At 72.0% G+C, this 12939-nt stretch carries 11 protein-coding genes and 1 tRNA gene; 7 read left to right on the forward strand and 5 right to left on the reverse strand.

The features are described from left to right. Positions 1-61: 61 nt before the first annotated feature. The 4 genes from ACFOWE_RS29645 to ACFOWE_RS29660 form a co-directional block, all read right to left on the reverse strand. A complete protein-coding gene (locus tag ACFOWE_RS29645; RefSeq protein WP_377293628.1) occupies positions 62-1576 on the reverse strand; it encodes an FAD-dependent monooxygenase in 1515 nt (504 codons plus the stop codon). A gap of 134 nt (positions 1577-1710) precedes the next feature. Then, positions 1711-2523 carry an SDR family NAD(P)-dependent oxidoreductase gene (locus ACFOWE_RS29650; protein ID WP_377293630.1) on the reverse strand — a complete coding sequence of 271 codons (813 nt, stop codon included), beginning with the start codon at positions 2521-2523 and terminating at the stop codon, positions 1711-1713. A gap of 17 nt (positions 2524-2540) precedes the next feature. Then, on the reverse strand, positions 2541-3770 hold the full coding sequence (locus ACFOWE_RS29655) for a serine hydrolase domain-containing protein (protein WP_377293632.1): 1230 nt from the start codon (positions 3768-3770) through the stop codon (positions 2541-2543). A gap of 134 nt (positions 3771-3904) precedes the next feature. Further along, positions 3905-4831 carry an FAD-dependent monooxygenase gene (locus ACFOWE_RS29660; RefSeq protein WP_377293634.1) on the reverse strand — a complete coding sequence of 309 codons (927 nt, stop codon included), beginning with the start codon at positions 4829-4831 and terminating at the stop codon, positions 3905-3907. A gap of 119 nt (positions 4832-4950) precedes the next feature. Here ACFOWE_RS29660 and ACFOWE_RS29665 point away from each other — a divergent pair, with 119 nt between their 5' ends. Together ACFOWE_RS29665 and ACFOWE_RS29670 are read left to right on the forward strand one after the other, a co-directional pair. Then, positions 4951-5850, forward strand: coding sequence for a LysR family transcriptional regulator (locus ACFOWE_RS29665; protein ID WP_377293636.1), 900 nt, complete (start codon positions 4951-4953; stop codon positions 5848-5850). 256 nt (positions 5851-6106) lie between these two features. Further along, on the forward strand, positions 6107-7168 hold the full coding sequence (locus tag ACFOWE_RS29670; protein WP_377293638.1) for an integrase core domain-containing protein: 1062 nt from the start codon (positions 6107-6109) through the stop codon (positions 7166-7168). 98 nt (positions 7169-7266) lie between these two features. On the opposite strand, the gene ACFOWE_RS29675 is transcribed toward ACFOWE_RS29670, so the two are convergent. Then, positions 7267-7340: transfer RNA gene (locus tag ACFOWE_RS29675), tRNA-Arg, on the reverse strand. 327 nt (positions 7341-7667) lie between these two features. Between ACFOWE_RS29675 and ACFOWE_RS29680 the strand changes: the two genes are divergently transcribed. The 5 genes from ACFOWE_RS29680 to ACFOWE_RS29700 all read left to right on the forward strand — a co-directional run bounded on the left by ACFOWE_RS29680 (position 7668) and on the right by ACFOWE_RS29700 (position 12898). Beyond that, positions 7668-8465 carry a phosphotransferase gene (locus ACFOWE_RS29680; protein ID WP_377293640.1) on the forward strand — a complete coding sequence of 266 codons (798 nt, stop codon included), beginning with the start codon at positions 7668-7670 and terminating at the stop codon, positions 8463-8465. Positions 8466-8573: 108 nt separating this feature from the next. Next, the gene (locus ACFOWE_RS29685) at positions 8574-9515 is read left to right on the forward strand and encodes a cobalamin biosynthesis protein (protein WP_377293821.1); all 942 of its coding nucleotides are present in this window, start codon (positions 8574-8576) and stop codon (positions 9513-9515) included. 253 nt (positions 9516-9768) lie between these two features. After that, a complete protein-coding gene (locus ACFOWE_RS29690; RefSeq protein WP_377293642.1) occupies positions 9769-11301 on the forward strand; it encodes a cobyric acid synthase in 1533 nt (510 codons plus the stop codon). Continuing rightward, entirely contained in the window at positions 11298-11507 is a 210-nt protein-coding gene (locus ACFOWE_RS29695) for an SHOCT domain-containing protein (protein ID WP_377293644.1), read from the forward strand. Before ACFOWE_RS29690 ends, ACFOWE_RS29695 begins: the two co-directional genes overlap by 4 nt. Positions 11508-11596: 89 nt before the next feature. Further along, positions 11597-12898, forward strand: a complete 1302-nt coding sequence (locus ACFOWE_RS29700; protein WP_377293646.1) for an FAD-dependent oxidoreductase — start codon at positions 11597-11599, stop codon at positions 12896-12898. Positions 12899-12939 lie beyond the last annotated feature (41 nt).

Raw genomic sequence — 12939 nt, forward strand, 5'->3', positions numbered from 1 at the left:
GATCAGCCCACGGCACCTACCTCGTCGAGCTTTTACACCGCTCCGAGGACGCGACCCTGTTTCAAGGCGTTCCGAACCATGCGGAGAGTGCCTCGCGCAGCGTGGGCATGGCGCTGTCTGTGGATTCGTCGAGGTCGGCGGCCCAGGCGACGTGGCCGTCCGGGCGGATCAGCAGCGCGTCAGCCGGCCGATCGTCGGTCTTGGCGGTGTGGAGGTTGAGGAGATGCCGCCAGTCCCGGGCGATCTGGCGGAGCTCTGGGCGGTCGGCCAGGTCGAGGAGGACGGGCCGGGCGGCGTGCAGGAGGTCGGCGATGCTGGTGACGCCCTGGTCGGTGTGCAGGGTGAGGTCGGGGGCGAAGGTGCCGGTCAGCGGGTGGAGGTGGGAGCCGGGCATCGGGTAGCGGATGTCGGTGCCGGCGACGAGGGCTCCCATCCGGCGTAGCGGCTGCTCGTCGGTGAGCAGTTCGGTGAAGACGTCGCGGAGTGCTTCGGCGGCCGCGTCGTGCCCGCGCCGCAGGGCTACCTGCGCTCGGGTGTGCAGCAGGGTGCGGGCGCCGGCCAGGTGACGTTCGGTGTGGTAGGTGTCCAGCAGGCCGGCCGGGGCCGTGCCGTGGAGGTCGGCGGCCAGCTTCCAGGCCAGGTTGACCGCGTCCAGCATGCCGGCGTTGAGCGCCACTCCGGTGGCGGGGAACAGATGCGCCGCGTCGCCGGCGAGCAGGATGCGACCGGCACGGTATCGCTCGGCCTGGTGGGCCTTGAAGGTGAACCGGGACAACCGGGTCGATCCGGCCAGGGGCAGGTGTGCGCCGAGCACGCGGTGGACGCTGTCCTGCAACTCGGCCAGGGTCATGGGGACGTCGTCGTCGTACTCGGTGCTCTCGTCCTCGATGGTGTAGAGGGAGACGGACTGGGTGCCGGGTGAGGAGCCGACGCCGAGCAGGCCATGGTTCGTGCGGGTGAAACCGGCGCGGATCCTGCCGAAGCCGGGGACGCCGAGATCGCCGTTGCCCAGAACGGTGACCGTGTGGGGCAGGGTGACCTGGGCCAGGCGGTTGACCTCGGGATAGGTGGTGCCGGGGAACGGAATGCCAGCCCAGTCACGGATGCGGCTGTGCGCGCCGTCGCACCCCACGAGGTACCGCGCGCTCGTCCGGTAAGGGCCGTCCGGGCCGCGCACGTCCACGGTGACCGCGTCGTCGCCCTGGCTTACCCCGGTCACCTCGTGTCCTCGCCGGAGGTCGACGCCGAGTTCGCCTGCGCGTTCGCCGAGCAGCCGCTCGAGTAGTTGCTGCGGCAGCGGCAGGGCGCGCATCGGGGGATCCGGCAGCTGGGTGAAATCCAGGTGCACGCCGCCGAACGGGAACCGGGGAGCCGGCGCAGGGCCGGTGCAGGCCGCTTCGAAACGTTCCAGCAAGCCCCGGTAGCGCAGCAGCTCCAGGATCTGCCCGCCCAGACCCCCGGCCTTCGGGGTGTCGCGGGGGCGCGGCTGTCGTTCCAGGACCAGCGGCCGCACTCCGGCCAGGCGCAGCTCGGCGGCCAGCATAAAACCCGTCGGACCGGCCCCCACGACGATCACGTCGGCGTCCCCCGCCGGCCGCTCTTCTCGCAGGTCTTCTTCCGCGGGCCGTGCGGCATCGTGGTGCTTTATCATCTATGACCTTTCGATCGTGTCGTTCGTCGCGTCGGAACGCGCGAATCGGGACGGAGCTGTCAGCCGGGTGCCAGGCGGCTGAGGTGTTCCCAGGCGCGGTATTCTTCGGCCCTGGCCTGGTTCATCTGCTGAACCAGATCGAAGGACCGGCTGCCGACGATCAGCCGCAGGGGCGGGTCGGGCAGGTCCACGAGCCGCATGACGACCGGCGCGGCCGTGCTCGGGTCGGGAGCAGCTTCGTCGCCCCACATCTCGGTCAGCTTCGCCCGCAGCGGGTCGTACGCCGGGTCGGGCGTGGTGGCCGTCGTGCCGATCGTGAACAGGCCGGTGTCGTAGCCGCCCGGCTGGACGATGGTGACCTTGACGCCGAAGGGTTCGACCTCCATGGCCAGCGCCTGGCCGAGGGAGTCGATGGCCGATTTGCCGGCCGCGTACAGGCCGGCCGAGGCCATCCCGCCGCCCGTGCCCATCGTCGTCACCAGGAGGATGTGGCCCGAGCCCTGGGCGCGCAGGTGGGGCAGCACGGCCTGGGTGACCCAGATCTGCCCGAGGACGTTGACGTCGAAGTGGGCTCGGATCTGGGTCTCCGTGGCCTCTTCAACCATGCCGTACAACATCGCGCCGGCGTTGTTGATCACGATGTCGAGTCTGCCGAACGCGGCCACCGCCCGATCCACACCCTCGTGCACCGCGGCGCGGTTGGAGACGTCGAGCGGAACGCACGCCAGGGTGTCGGGATGGCGGGCCCGCAGGCCCTCCAGCGGCGCCATGTCGCGGGCCGCGGCCACGACGCGATCTCCCCTGCTCAGCGCAGCCTCCGCGAACGCCCTGCCCAGTCCCCTGGACGCGCCCGTAATGAACCAGACACGCATGACACTCACTCCTCGCATCAGTCTTCGAGAGCCTGGTAGACGGTGGTCCAGAAGTCGCTCATCAGGTGGGCGGGGTTGGGCACGCTGTAGCCGAGCTGGCAGAGCAGGATGCCGGTGAGCTGGTTGGCCGGGTCGGCGTAGGCGGAGGTGCCGCTGCCGCCGTCCCAGCCGAACTGGCCGATCGGGGCGTAGTCGCCGCGGTAGGTGCGCACCGCCATGCCCAGGCCCCAGCCGCCCTGCTGGCCCTGGCCGAAGGAGATGTGCACGGCGTTGCGGGCCAGCGCGGTACGGGCGGCGTTCTGCTCCGGGGTGAGCCGGTTGGTGGTCATCAGTTCCACCGCCGGCCGCGACAGGATCCGCCGGCCCTCGTGAACCCCACCGTTGAGTAGCATCCGGAAGTAGGCGTGGTAGTCGTCGGCGGTGGAGACCAGGCCGCCACCGCCGCCCTGGAATGCCGGGGGCTTGCTCCACCTGCCGCCCTCGGGTTCGTCCCACGCGAGGAACTCGCCCGTGGCGGGGTCGGGGGCGTACAGGGTGGGCAGCCGGTCGATCTGGTCGGCGGGTACGTGGAAGCCGGTGTCCTTCATGCCCAGGGGCTCGAAGATGCGCTCGCGCAGGAAGTCCTCGAAGCTCTGGCCGGTCACCCGGGACACCAGCACGCCGACCAGGTCGCTGCTGATCTGGTACTGCCACTGCTCGCCGGGCTGGTGCATCAGGGGCAGTTCGCCCAGGCGGCGCATCCACTCGTCCTGCTCCGGAACCTCGGTCGGCAGGTTCGGGGTGAGCCCCCGCTCGAAGATGGCGTTCAGGATCGGGGTGCCCAGCGCGGTCATGTCCATGCCCAGGCCGAAGGTGGAGGTCAGCACGTCGCGGACGGTGACCGGGCGGCGCGCCGGCACGATAGCGTCCAGCTCGGCGTTGATGCTCTTGAGCACCTGCCGGTCGGCCAGCTCGGGCAGCCACGGGTCGACCACGTCGTCCAGCCGCAGTCGGCACTCGTCCAGCAGCACCATCGCCGCCGCGATCGAGACCGGCTTGGAGGTGGAGGCCATCCGGAAGATCGTGTCGCGGCGCATCGGCGCGCCGCCGTCGTGCCGCATCGTGCCCAGCGTCTCCACGTGGGTCTGGCCGCCGCGGCTGACCAGGGCCACCAAGCCGGGGATCTTCCCCGAGTCGACATGCCGTGCCAGCACCTCACGCAGCCTGCGCAGCCCTTGCTCGGAGAAGCCGTTTCCGCCGATTGCCATGATCCTTATCTCCTTGTCGTCATGATTGGTCCGCCGGTTCCGTTCAGATCCGGCGTTCGTGCATTCACCCTCGCGAATGGCCCGACATCGGGCCGTCGCCGCCCTGACGCCGCCGCTGACACGGCAGCGCCAGGTCAGCGGGCGGCCCGGCCGGGTGAAGGCCGCTCCGCGGCGAAGCCGGGGACATAGTCCTTCAGCCGCATCACGTGCGGGCGGGCCGCCGTCGTGCGATCGAGCCCCTCCTGCGGAGGTGTGCTCAGGAAGAACTGGTCGGCGCCTTCGCGCCCCAGGTGCTGGTGCTCGGCGACGAAGCCGCGCATCTCCCGCTCGTAGGCGGCGAACGCCCGCGCGTGGCCGCCGCCGGCGGCCAGCTCGCCGGCCAGGATGTAGGCGCTGATCAACGCCTGGGAGGCGCCGCGGCCCGAGGCCGGCGCCGCACACCGGGCTCGGGCGCCGTCGCGGGTGCCGGGCACCGCGGCCGCCTTGCCCAGTACGCGGTGGACCCGGCCGCCGTCTTCGGCGCCGAAATGGCCGGGCAGGCCGAAGACCGCCGTGTAGAGGCCCAGGTTCCGGACAAAGCGCTCGGGCGGCCCGAAAACCAGCGAGCGGGTCCGTGAATACAGCCCGTCAGCGTCGGCCACCAGGTCGAAGCGCCGCGGTCGGCCCCGGTCGAAGGTGACCCGCACGTCGCCGACCGTCTGCTCCAGTGTGGCGATCGAGTCGCCGAAGACATACTCGACATCCCGGCGGGTGGCCTGGTATAGCAGGCCGGCCAGGTCGTCCCCGAGGATCTCCAGATCGCCCGCACGGACCGCCACGGGCAGCGCGGCGCACTCGTCCGCCATCGCCGTATCACCCAGCCGCAGGTCCAGCGCTTCGGCCCGCTCCAGCAGGGCCATCCGGTCCAGCACGTCCAGCGCCTCGCCGCGCAGGCCCGCCGCATACCCGCCCGCGCGCACCCGCGGGGCGCGCTCCACCACGGTCGGGGTGAACCCGTGGTGGCGCAGCCAGTACGCCAGTGCAGCCCCGGCGATGCCGGCACCGCAAACCAGGACGTCCATCCACGTGCTCCCTCGACCAGGCGAATCGTACGCATCGAGGATCAAGTACGGTGAACACCCAGAACAACGACGAACCTCGAAAGATCACCTTCAGTGGGAGTGAACGGAGCAGGTCAGGCGTGGAACTGCGGGACATCGAGATCTTCCTGACCCTGACCGAGGAACTGCACTTCGGCCGCACCGCCACCCGGCTGTGTCTGTCACCCGCTCGCGTCACCCAGGCGATCCAGAAGCAGGAACGGCAGGTCGGCGCTCCGCTGTTCGAGCGCAACAACCGCACGGTTCGGCTGACACAGGTCGGGCGGCAGCTCCGGGACGACCTCCGGCCGCTGTATGCCGGGCTGAAGGACAGCATGGAACGCGCCCAGCTCGCCGGCCAGGGCATCACCGGCATCCTGCGGGTCGGCATGCTCCCGCTCAACGCCCACGACCTGCGCCCCTACTGGGACGTCTTTCGCCTGCGCCACCCGCTGTGGAAGCTGCGCGTCCACAGCGCCCAGGTGGGCGAAGCCTTTCCCGCGCTGCGGCGCGGAGACATCGACGTCCTGGTGAGCTGGCTCCCCGTCGACGAACCCGACCTCACCGTGGGGCCGGTCGTGTTCGCCGAGCAGCGCGTGCTGGCCGTCGCCACCGACCACCAGCTCGCCCCGCGCGCGTCGGTCTCGCTGGAGATGGTCTCCGACTTCCAACACCCGCACGCCGACACCGGGCCCGGCTACTGGTACGACGCCTACGCCCCACGGCTTACCCGGCGAGGCCGTCAGATCGAGCGCGGTCCCGTGGTGCGGGACGCGGAAGAGGCCATGACCCTCGCCAGCATGGGCGGGCTTGTCGTGCTCTTCCCCGCCCACGTCATCCGCTACTGGGTACGGCCGGACATCGCCTACCTGCCGGTCACCGATATGGAGCCGCTGTCGTACGCGCTGGTGTGGCGGAGCGAGGCTGAGAGCGAGCCCATCCGGGCCTTGGCCGGGGTCATCCGCGATCTGGGCCCTCTTCCGTCGGTCCCTGCCTCTTGAGGTGGCCCGGCGCCACAGTGACCGCGACCGCCATCGGGATAATCACGGCAGCGGAATAACACGAACGCAAGCCCGAGCACAGCGAGGCACACCTGAACGGGGCCGCCGTGACCATGATGACCAGACGGCTGACCAGGAAAAACACGCGACGGTGGGACAGCCACCCGAAGCCGCACCTGTACCGCTTCAAAAGTTGTCGCAGGGTGCTTGACCTGCGGATCGACCTGATGCGGTGGTACGGGCAAGATCGGTTCTCGTGTCTCTCCGTCTCCTGTATCTGATCACGATTCGGTTGTTCGGCTGGTTGGTGCTGCTGAGCCGAGGCGAGGCGGCGAAGGACGCCGAGATCATGGTGTTGCGGCATGAGGTGGCGGTACTGCGGAGGCAAGCCACCCGGCCGAAGCCGGACTGGGCCGATCGGGCGATCTTGGCCGCGCTGGCACGGCTTTTACCACCCGCAGCGCGGGCTCACCGGCTGGTGACGCCGGGCACCCTGCTGGCCTGGCACCGCCGCCTGGTCCGAGATCGGTGGACGTATCCGCACCGGTCCGGACGGCCGAGGACGAGCAAGGAGATCCGGGACCTGGTGGTGCGCCTGGCGCGGGAGAACCCGGTCTGGGGATATCGCCGGGTGCATGGTGAACTGGTCCGGCTCGGCTACCAGGTCAGCGAGGCGACCGTACGCCGGATCCTGCGAGGCAGGCGCTTCGGCCCGGCTCCCCGAAACGTCGACACCTCCTGGCGAACGTTCCTGCGCACCCAGGCACAAGGGCTGCTGGCCGTCGACTTCTTCCACGTCGACACGGTCTTCTTGAAGCGTCTGTACGTGCTGTTCGTCATGGAAGTGGCCACCCGGCGCGTGCACATCCTCGGGTTGACCGCCCATCCGACCGGAGCCTGGACGGCTCAGCAGGCCCGCAATCTGCTCATGGACCTGGGGACCCGGATCGGCTCGTTTCGCTTCCTCATCCGCGACCGAGATGCCAAGTTCACTGATGTCTTCGATGAGGTCTTCGCCGGCGCGGGCGTGACGGTGGTCAAGACTCCGCCGCGCACACCGCGGGCCAACTGCTATGCCGAGCGGTGGGTGCGCACCGTACGGGCCGAGTGCACCGACCGCATGCTGATCTACAGCGAACGGCATCTGCGGTCGGTGCTGAGCGAGTATGCCGCTCATTACAGCGGGCATCGGCCGCACCAGTCCCGTGCGCAGCGGCCACCCGATCATGACGGGCAGGCTGTTGTGCCGATGGAAGGCCGGGTCGAACGCCGGAAGGTGCTCGGCGGGCTGATCAACGAGTACCACCGAGCCGCGTAGCCGTTCCGGAGAACGCCCAGCTCAAGCCCTACGTGATGGATTTTGAAGCGGTACAGGTCTGTCCTCCGAGTTTTCGCAGGTCAGACCATGATCAAAAGCGCGCCCTGCAGGATTCGAACCTGCGACCGTCGGATTAGAAGTCCGGTGCTCTATCCAGCTGAGCTAAGGGCGCTCCTGCCTAATTGTGCATGATCCGGCGAGTGCCCATGCATCGGTTTTCTCACCGTGTCGTGAAGATCACCCTCCGGGGAGCGCCGGAGCACTGTCCGGGCGGTGCGCCCCGGGAGGGGAGAGCGGCTCCGGACGGGGGGAACGGCGGCGGGGGCGGCACTCCTCCAGAGGGACCGGCCTGCCCGGCGGGAGTGTCTCCGGCCGTCCGGGACCCGCCCCGCGGGAGTGCGACCGGGTCACCGGCCGGGTCGGAAACAGGACGGAACCCGGCCGGAAACAGGAGGGAACAGGCGCGATCACCGGATGGACAGGTCTAGGCTCAATTGCCATGTTCGTCGCCACGTCCCGCGCGGAGATCCCCCTGCTGGGCGGTGATGTGACGGAAGGGGTGGTGCGCGTCGGCGACACCGTGCGCAGGCCCACCCGGCCGTCCACGCCGTCCGTGCACGCGCTGCTGCGGCACCTGGAGGCCGCGGGGTTCGACGGGGCGCCCCGGGTGCTGGGCATCGACGAGCGGGGGCGGGAGGTCCTCACCTATCTCGAGGGCGAGTCCGGGATCCGCCCGCTCCCGCCGTACGCGGTGACGGACGAGGCCCTGGCCGCCCTGGCCGGGCTGCTGCGGCGCTTTCACGACGCCGCCGCGACCTTCCGGCCGCCCCGTGACGCGCTCTGGGAGGACGGGTCCAACGACGACCGGCCCCCCGAACTGGTCGGCCACTGCGACGTCAATCTCGACAACGTGCTCTTCCGCGACGGCCGGCCGTACGCGCTCATCGACTTCGACCTGGCCCGGCCGACGACCCGGCTGTTCGACGTGGTGACCGCTCTGCGCCACTGGGCGCCCCTCGCCGACCCGATGGATCTCGACCCTATCCAGCGGGACCTGCGGGCAGGGCCGCGGCTGCGCCTGTTCTGCGACGCGTACGGCCTGCCGTCCCGTGACCGCCGCCGTCTCCTCGACCTGGCCCGGCTCCGCTTCAGCCGGTCCTACGTCATCATGCGGGCCAGAGCCGCCACCGGCGGCGGCTGGGCCCGGATGTGGGCCGAGGGCGCGGGGGAGCGCATCCGCCGGGCGGCCGCCTGGCTCGACGCCCACCAGGACGACCTCCACGTCCACCTCGTCTAGCAAGTGCCCATCTCGTCCAGGAAGACGGCCGTGCCCGCGAAGACCGTGAAGACCGTGAAGACCGTGAAGACCGTGAAGACCAGTAGATTCCTGAAGACCGTGAAGCCCGTGGGGAGCGCGCCCCTCGGCGGGAAGGCCCACGCGCTCGGCATGCTCGCCGGGGTCGCGCTCGACGCGGTCTTCGCCGACCCGCGCCGCGGCCACCCCGTCGCGCTGTTCGGCACGGCCGCCGCCGCGCTGGAGCGCCGGACGTACGGCGACACCCGCGCCGCCGGCGCCGTCCACGTCGTCCTCTGCGTCGGCTCCGTCGCGCTGCTCGGCGCCGCCGCCTCCCGGTCGCGCAACCCGTGGGCGCGGGGCGCGGTGAGCGCCGCGGCCACCTGGGCGGTGCTGGGCGGGACCACGCTCGGCCGGGAGGGGGCGGCCATGGCGGACTTCCTGGAGGCCGGCGACCTCGCCGGGGCGCGGGGGCGGCTACCGCACCTGTGCGGGCGGGACCCGTCCCACCTGGAGGAGGCCGGGCTGGCCCGCGCCACGGTCGAGTCGGTCGCGGAGAACACCTCCGACGCCGTGGTGGCGCCGCTGGTGTGGGGGGCGGTGGCCGGGGTCCCCGGCCTGCTCGCCTACCGGGCGGTCAACACCCTGGACGCGATGGTCGGGCACCGCAACGCCCGCTACGAGCGGTTCGGCTGGGCCGCGGCCCGGCTCGACGACGTCGCCAACGCCGTACCGGCCCGCCTCACCGGGCTGCTCGCGGCCCTCGGTGCCCCGCTCGTGGGCGGCTCGGCCCGGCGGGCGGCGGCCGTGCTGGGCAGGGACGGCCACCGCCACCCCAGCCCCAACGCGGGCCGGTGCGAGGCGGCGTTCGCCGGTGCGCTCGACGTCACGCTCGGTGGCGTGAACGTCTACGGGACCCGCACCGAGCACCGGCCGGAGATGGGCGACGGGCCCAGGCCGTCGGCCGCGGACATCCGACGCTCGGTACGGCTGGCGCGCGCGGTAGGGTTCGCCGCTGCGGGGATCGCCGTCCTCGTCGCGCTGCGCGGGTGACCGCCGCGCCGGACGGGCCGCGGCGCCGCGCGACCGGGCCGGCACGGTCCCGGATCGGCATGGTCCCGGGCCGGCACGGTTCCGGTCCGGGAGGAGGACGGGATACGGCGCCGCGCGGCCGTGCCGGGGCGTTCCCGGGCCGGGAGGGAGGCGGCGGTGCCGTACTCCGCCCGGTGCGGGAGGCGATCCCGGGCGGAGTACGGCGGAGCCCGGCGCCGGGGACGGCGGCCGGAGGGAAGGGCGGGCACAGGGGATGAGAGGCGCGCTGCTGGTCGCCGGGACGACCTCCGACGCGGGCAAGAGCGTCGTCACCGCCGGGATCTGCCGGTGGCTGGCGAGGCGGGGGGTCAAGGTCGCGCCGTTCAAGGCGCAGAACATGTCGCTCAACTCCTTCGTCACCGCCGACGGCGCGGAGATCGGCCGGGCCCAGGCGGTGCAGGCCGCCGCGTGCGGGCTGGAGCCGAGCGCGGACATGAACCCGATCCTGCTCAAGCCGGGCAGCGACCGGCGCAGCCAGGTGGTGGTCATGGGCCGGCCGCTCGCCGACGTCGACGCGATGGAGTACTGGCAGGTCAAGGACCACCTCCGGGAGATCGCGGTCGGGGCGCTGGCGCGGCTGCGGGACCGCTACGACGTGGTGGTCTGCGAGGGGGCGGGCAGTCCCGCGGAGATCAACCTGCGCCGCGGCGACATCGCCAACATGGGCCTGGCGCGGGCCGCGGACCTGCCGGTCGTCGTGGTCGGGGACATCGACCGGGGCGGGGTCTTCGCCTCGCTCTACGGGACGGTGGCGCTGCTGGAGCCCGCCGACCAGGCGCTCGTCGCCGGATTCGTGATCAACAAGTTCCGGGGGGCGGGCGAGCTCCTCGAGCCGGGCCTCGACATGCTCAGGAAGCTGACCGGCCGCGAGGTGTACGGGGTGCTGCCGTGGCTGGACGGCCTCTGGCTCGACGTCGAGGACTCCCTGGCCCTGGACGGCCGGCCGACGGCCGCGGCGCGCACGCCGTACGGCAGGCAGACGCTGCGGGTGGCGGTGGTCCGGCTGCCGCGCATCTCCAACTTCACCGACGTGGACGCGCTGGCGGCCGAGCCGGGGGTGGTGGTGCGCTTCGTGACGTCCCCCGCCGAGCTGGACGACGCCGATCTGGTGGTGCTGCCGGGCTCCCGCGCCACGGTCTCCGACCTGGCGTGGCTGCGGGCCCGCGGCTTGGCCGAGGCGTTGCGCGGCCGGGTGGTGCTGGGCGTCTGCGGCGGCTACCAGATGCTGGCCCGGAGCATCCGCGACGACGTCGAGTCGGGCGCCGGGCTGGTGGAAGGTCTCGGGCTGCTGCCCGCGGAGGTGGAGTTCGCTCCGGACAAGACGCTGGGCCGCCCGGTGGGCGAGGCGTACGGCTGCCGCGTGGCCGCCTACGAGATCCACCACGGCGTGGTGACGCCCGACGAGGGGGCGGAGCCGTTCCTGGACGGTTGCCGGTCCGGTACCGCCTGGGGGACGACCTGGCACGGGGCGCTGGAGAACGACGACTTCCGCCGGGCGTTCCTGCGTGAGGTGGCCGCCGCCTCCGGCCGTGACTTCACGCCCGCGCCGGACACCTGCTTCGCCGCGCTGCGCGAGCAGCGCCTGGACGCCCTCGGTGACCTCGTCGAGCGGCACGTGGACACCGAGGCCCTGCTCCGGCTGCTGGAGGGCGGCGCCCCCGAGGGTCTGCCGCTGCTCCCGCCCGGCGGCCCCCTGCACGGGGCGCCGGATTTCTCGCAGAATGGGGGCATGGACGGTGAACGGTGATCGCCCGGCTCGCGGTGGTGCTCCTCGTCATCGCGGTGGTCGTCGCGGTGGTGCTCGGCCTCGCCCTCATGTTCCATGTCTCCCGGGTGCGCCGAAGGTTCGCCGCCGAGGATCCGAAGGAGATCCTGAGGCGGCGCTACGCGGCCGGTGAGATCGACGAGGACGAGTACCTCCGCCGCATGTCCGGGCTCTCCCAGGACTGGTAGCCCGGTCCTGGGCGGGGCAGCCCGATAAGTGATCGCTTGCTTTCCGTCAAGTCTCGATATCTTCCGGCTTTTCCGGCAGATTGCGCCTCATGGCGCGAAGATCAGGAGAGCACGCGGTCGTCCTCGGAGCCGGGATCGGCGGGCTGCTCGCGGCCCGGGTCCTGACGGATTTCTACGACCGGGTGACCCTGGTCGAACGCGACCCGCTGGACGGCGACGGCCCCCGCAGGGGAGTGCCCCAGGGATTCCACGCGCACGCCCTGCTCCCCCGCGGCCTGCAGGCCATCGAGGAGCTCTTCCCCGGCCTGTCCGCGGAGATGGCGGCCGGCGGGGCGGTGCCGTACGAGATGATCGCCGACATACGGATGATCATGGGGGGTCACGAGTTCGCCCGGACGCCCACCGGGGCGCGGGGGGTCTCCGCGACCCGGCCGTTCCTGGAGGACCACGTCCGGCGGCGGGCGCGCGCGCTGGACCGCCTGACGGTCGCCGACCGCACCCAGGTCACCGGGGTCGTGACCGGACCCGGCCGGGTCGCCGGCGTCAGGGTCGCCGGCGCCGGCGGGGAACGGGAGCTGGCCGCGGACCTCGTCGTGGACGCGATGGGCCGGGGCGGGCGCACGCTCGCCTGGCTGGACGAGATGGGCTTCGACCGGCCGGAGGAGGAGACGGTCAGGGTCGAGGTCGCCTACTCCACCTGGTACCTCCGTATCCCCGGCCAAGCCCTGAACGGGGACCGGATGATCATCATCGGCACCCATCCGGGGCACCTGAAGGGGGCCGCGCTCTGCGCGGTGGAGGGCGACCGGTGGTTGGTGACGCTCTGCGGGAGCGCCGGGGTACGCCCGCCGGACGACCCGGAGGGCTTCTTCTCCTGGCTCGACGAGGCCGCCCCGGCCGACGTGGCCAGGGCGGTACGGCAGGGCGAGCCGCTGGGCGGGATCGGCACGGTGCGGGTCCCGACGAGCGTGCGCCGCAGGTACGAACGGCTGGACCGCTTCCCCGAAGGGCTCCTGGTCGTCGGCGACGCGGTCTGCAACTTCAACCCGATCTACGGCCAGGGCATGACGATCGGCGCGCTGGGGGCGCTCGCGCTCCGCGACTGCTTGCGCGACGGCACGGACGATCTGGCCCGCCGCCACTTCGCGGCCGCCGCCGCGGTGCTCGACCCCGCCTGGCGGATGTCCACCGGGGCCGACCTGGCCCTGCGGGAGGCCGGGGAGCGCAGGACCCCGGGCAGCCGCCTGCTCGACGGCTACCTGCGCCGGATGCAGCGGGTCGCCGGGCGCGATCCGGAGGTGGCGGTGGCCTTCAGCCGGGTGAGCGGCCTGTACGACCCGCCGTCGGCGCTCATGCGCCCCGCCGTGCTCTGGAAGGTCCTGCGCGGCTGACGCCGCCGGCGGCGGCGGTCACCGCAGGGGAACCGGGGTGC

Origin of the sequence: Planomonospora corallina (genome assembly GCF_042650625.1) — a bacterium.
In the GTDB taxonomy this organism is placed as follows: Bacteria; Actinomycetota; Actinomycetes; order Streptosporangiales; family Streptosporangiaceae; genus Planomonospora_B; species Planomonospora_B corallina.

What these genes read in the sequence shown, in the direction of transcription:
- ACFOWE_RS29655 (WP_377293632.1), bottom strand. Translation starts at nt 3,770, where the DNA reads ATGGCAATCGGCGGAAACGGCTTCTCCGAGCAAGGGCTGCGCAGGCTG.
- ACFOWE_RS29660 (WP_377293634.1), bottom strand. Translation starts at nt 4,831, where the DNA reads ATGGACGTCCTGGTTTGCGGTGCCGGCATCGCCGGGGCTGCACTGGCG.
- ACFOWE_RS29690 (WP_377293642.1), top strand. Translation starts at nt 9,769, where the DNA reads ATGAGAGGCGCGCTGCTGGTCGCCGGGACGACCTCCGACGCGGGCAAG.
- ACFOWE_RS29650 (WP_377293630.1), bottom strand. Translation starts at nt 2,523, where the DNA reads ATGCGTGTCTGGTTCATTACGGGCGCGTCCAGGGGACTGGGCAGGGCG.
- ACFOWE_RS29680 (WP_377293640.1), top strand. Translation starts at nt 7,668, where the DNA reads ATGTTCGTCGCCACGTCCCGCGCGGAGATCCCCCTGCTGGGCGGTGAT.
- ACFOWE_RS29700 (WP_377293646.1), top strand. Translation starts at nt 11,597, where the DNA reads ATGGCGCGAAGATCAGGAGAGCACGCGGTCGTCCTCGGAGCCGGGATC.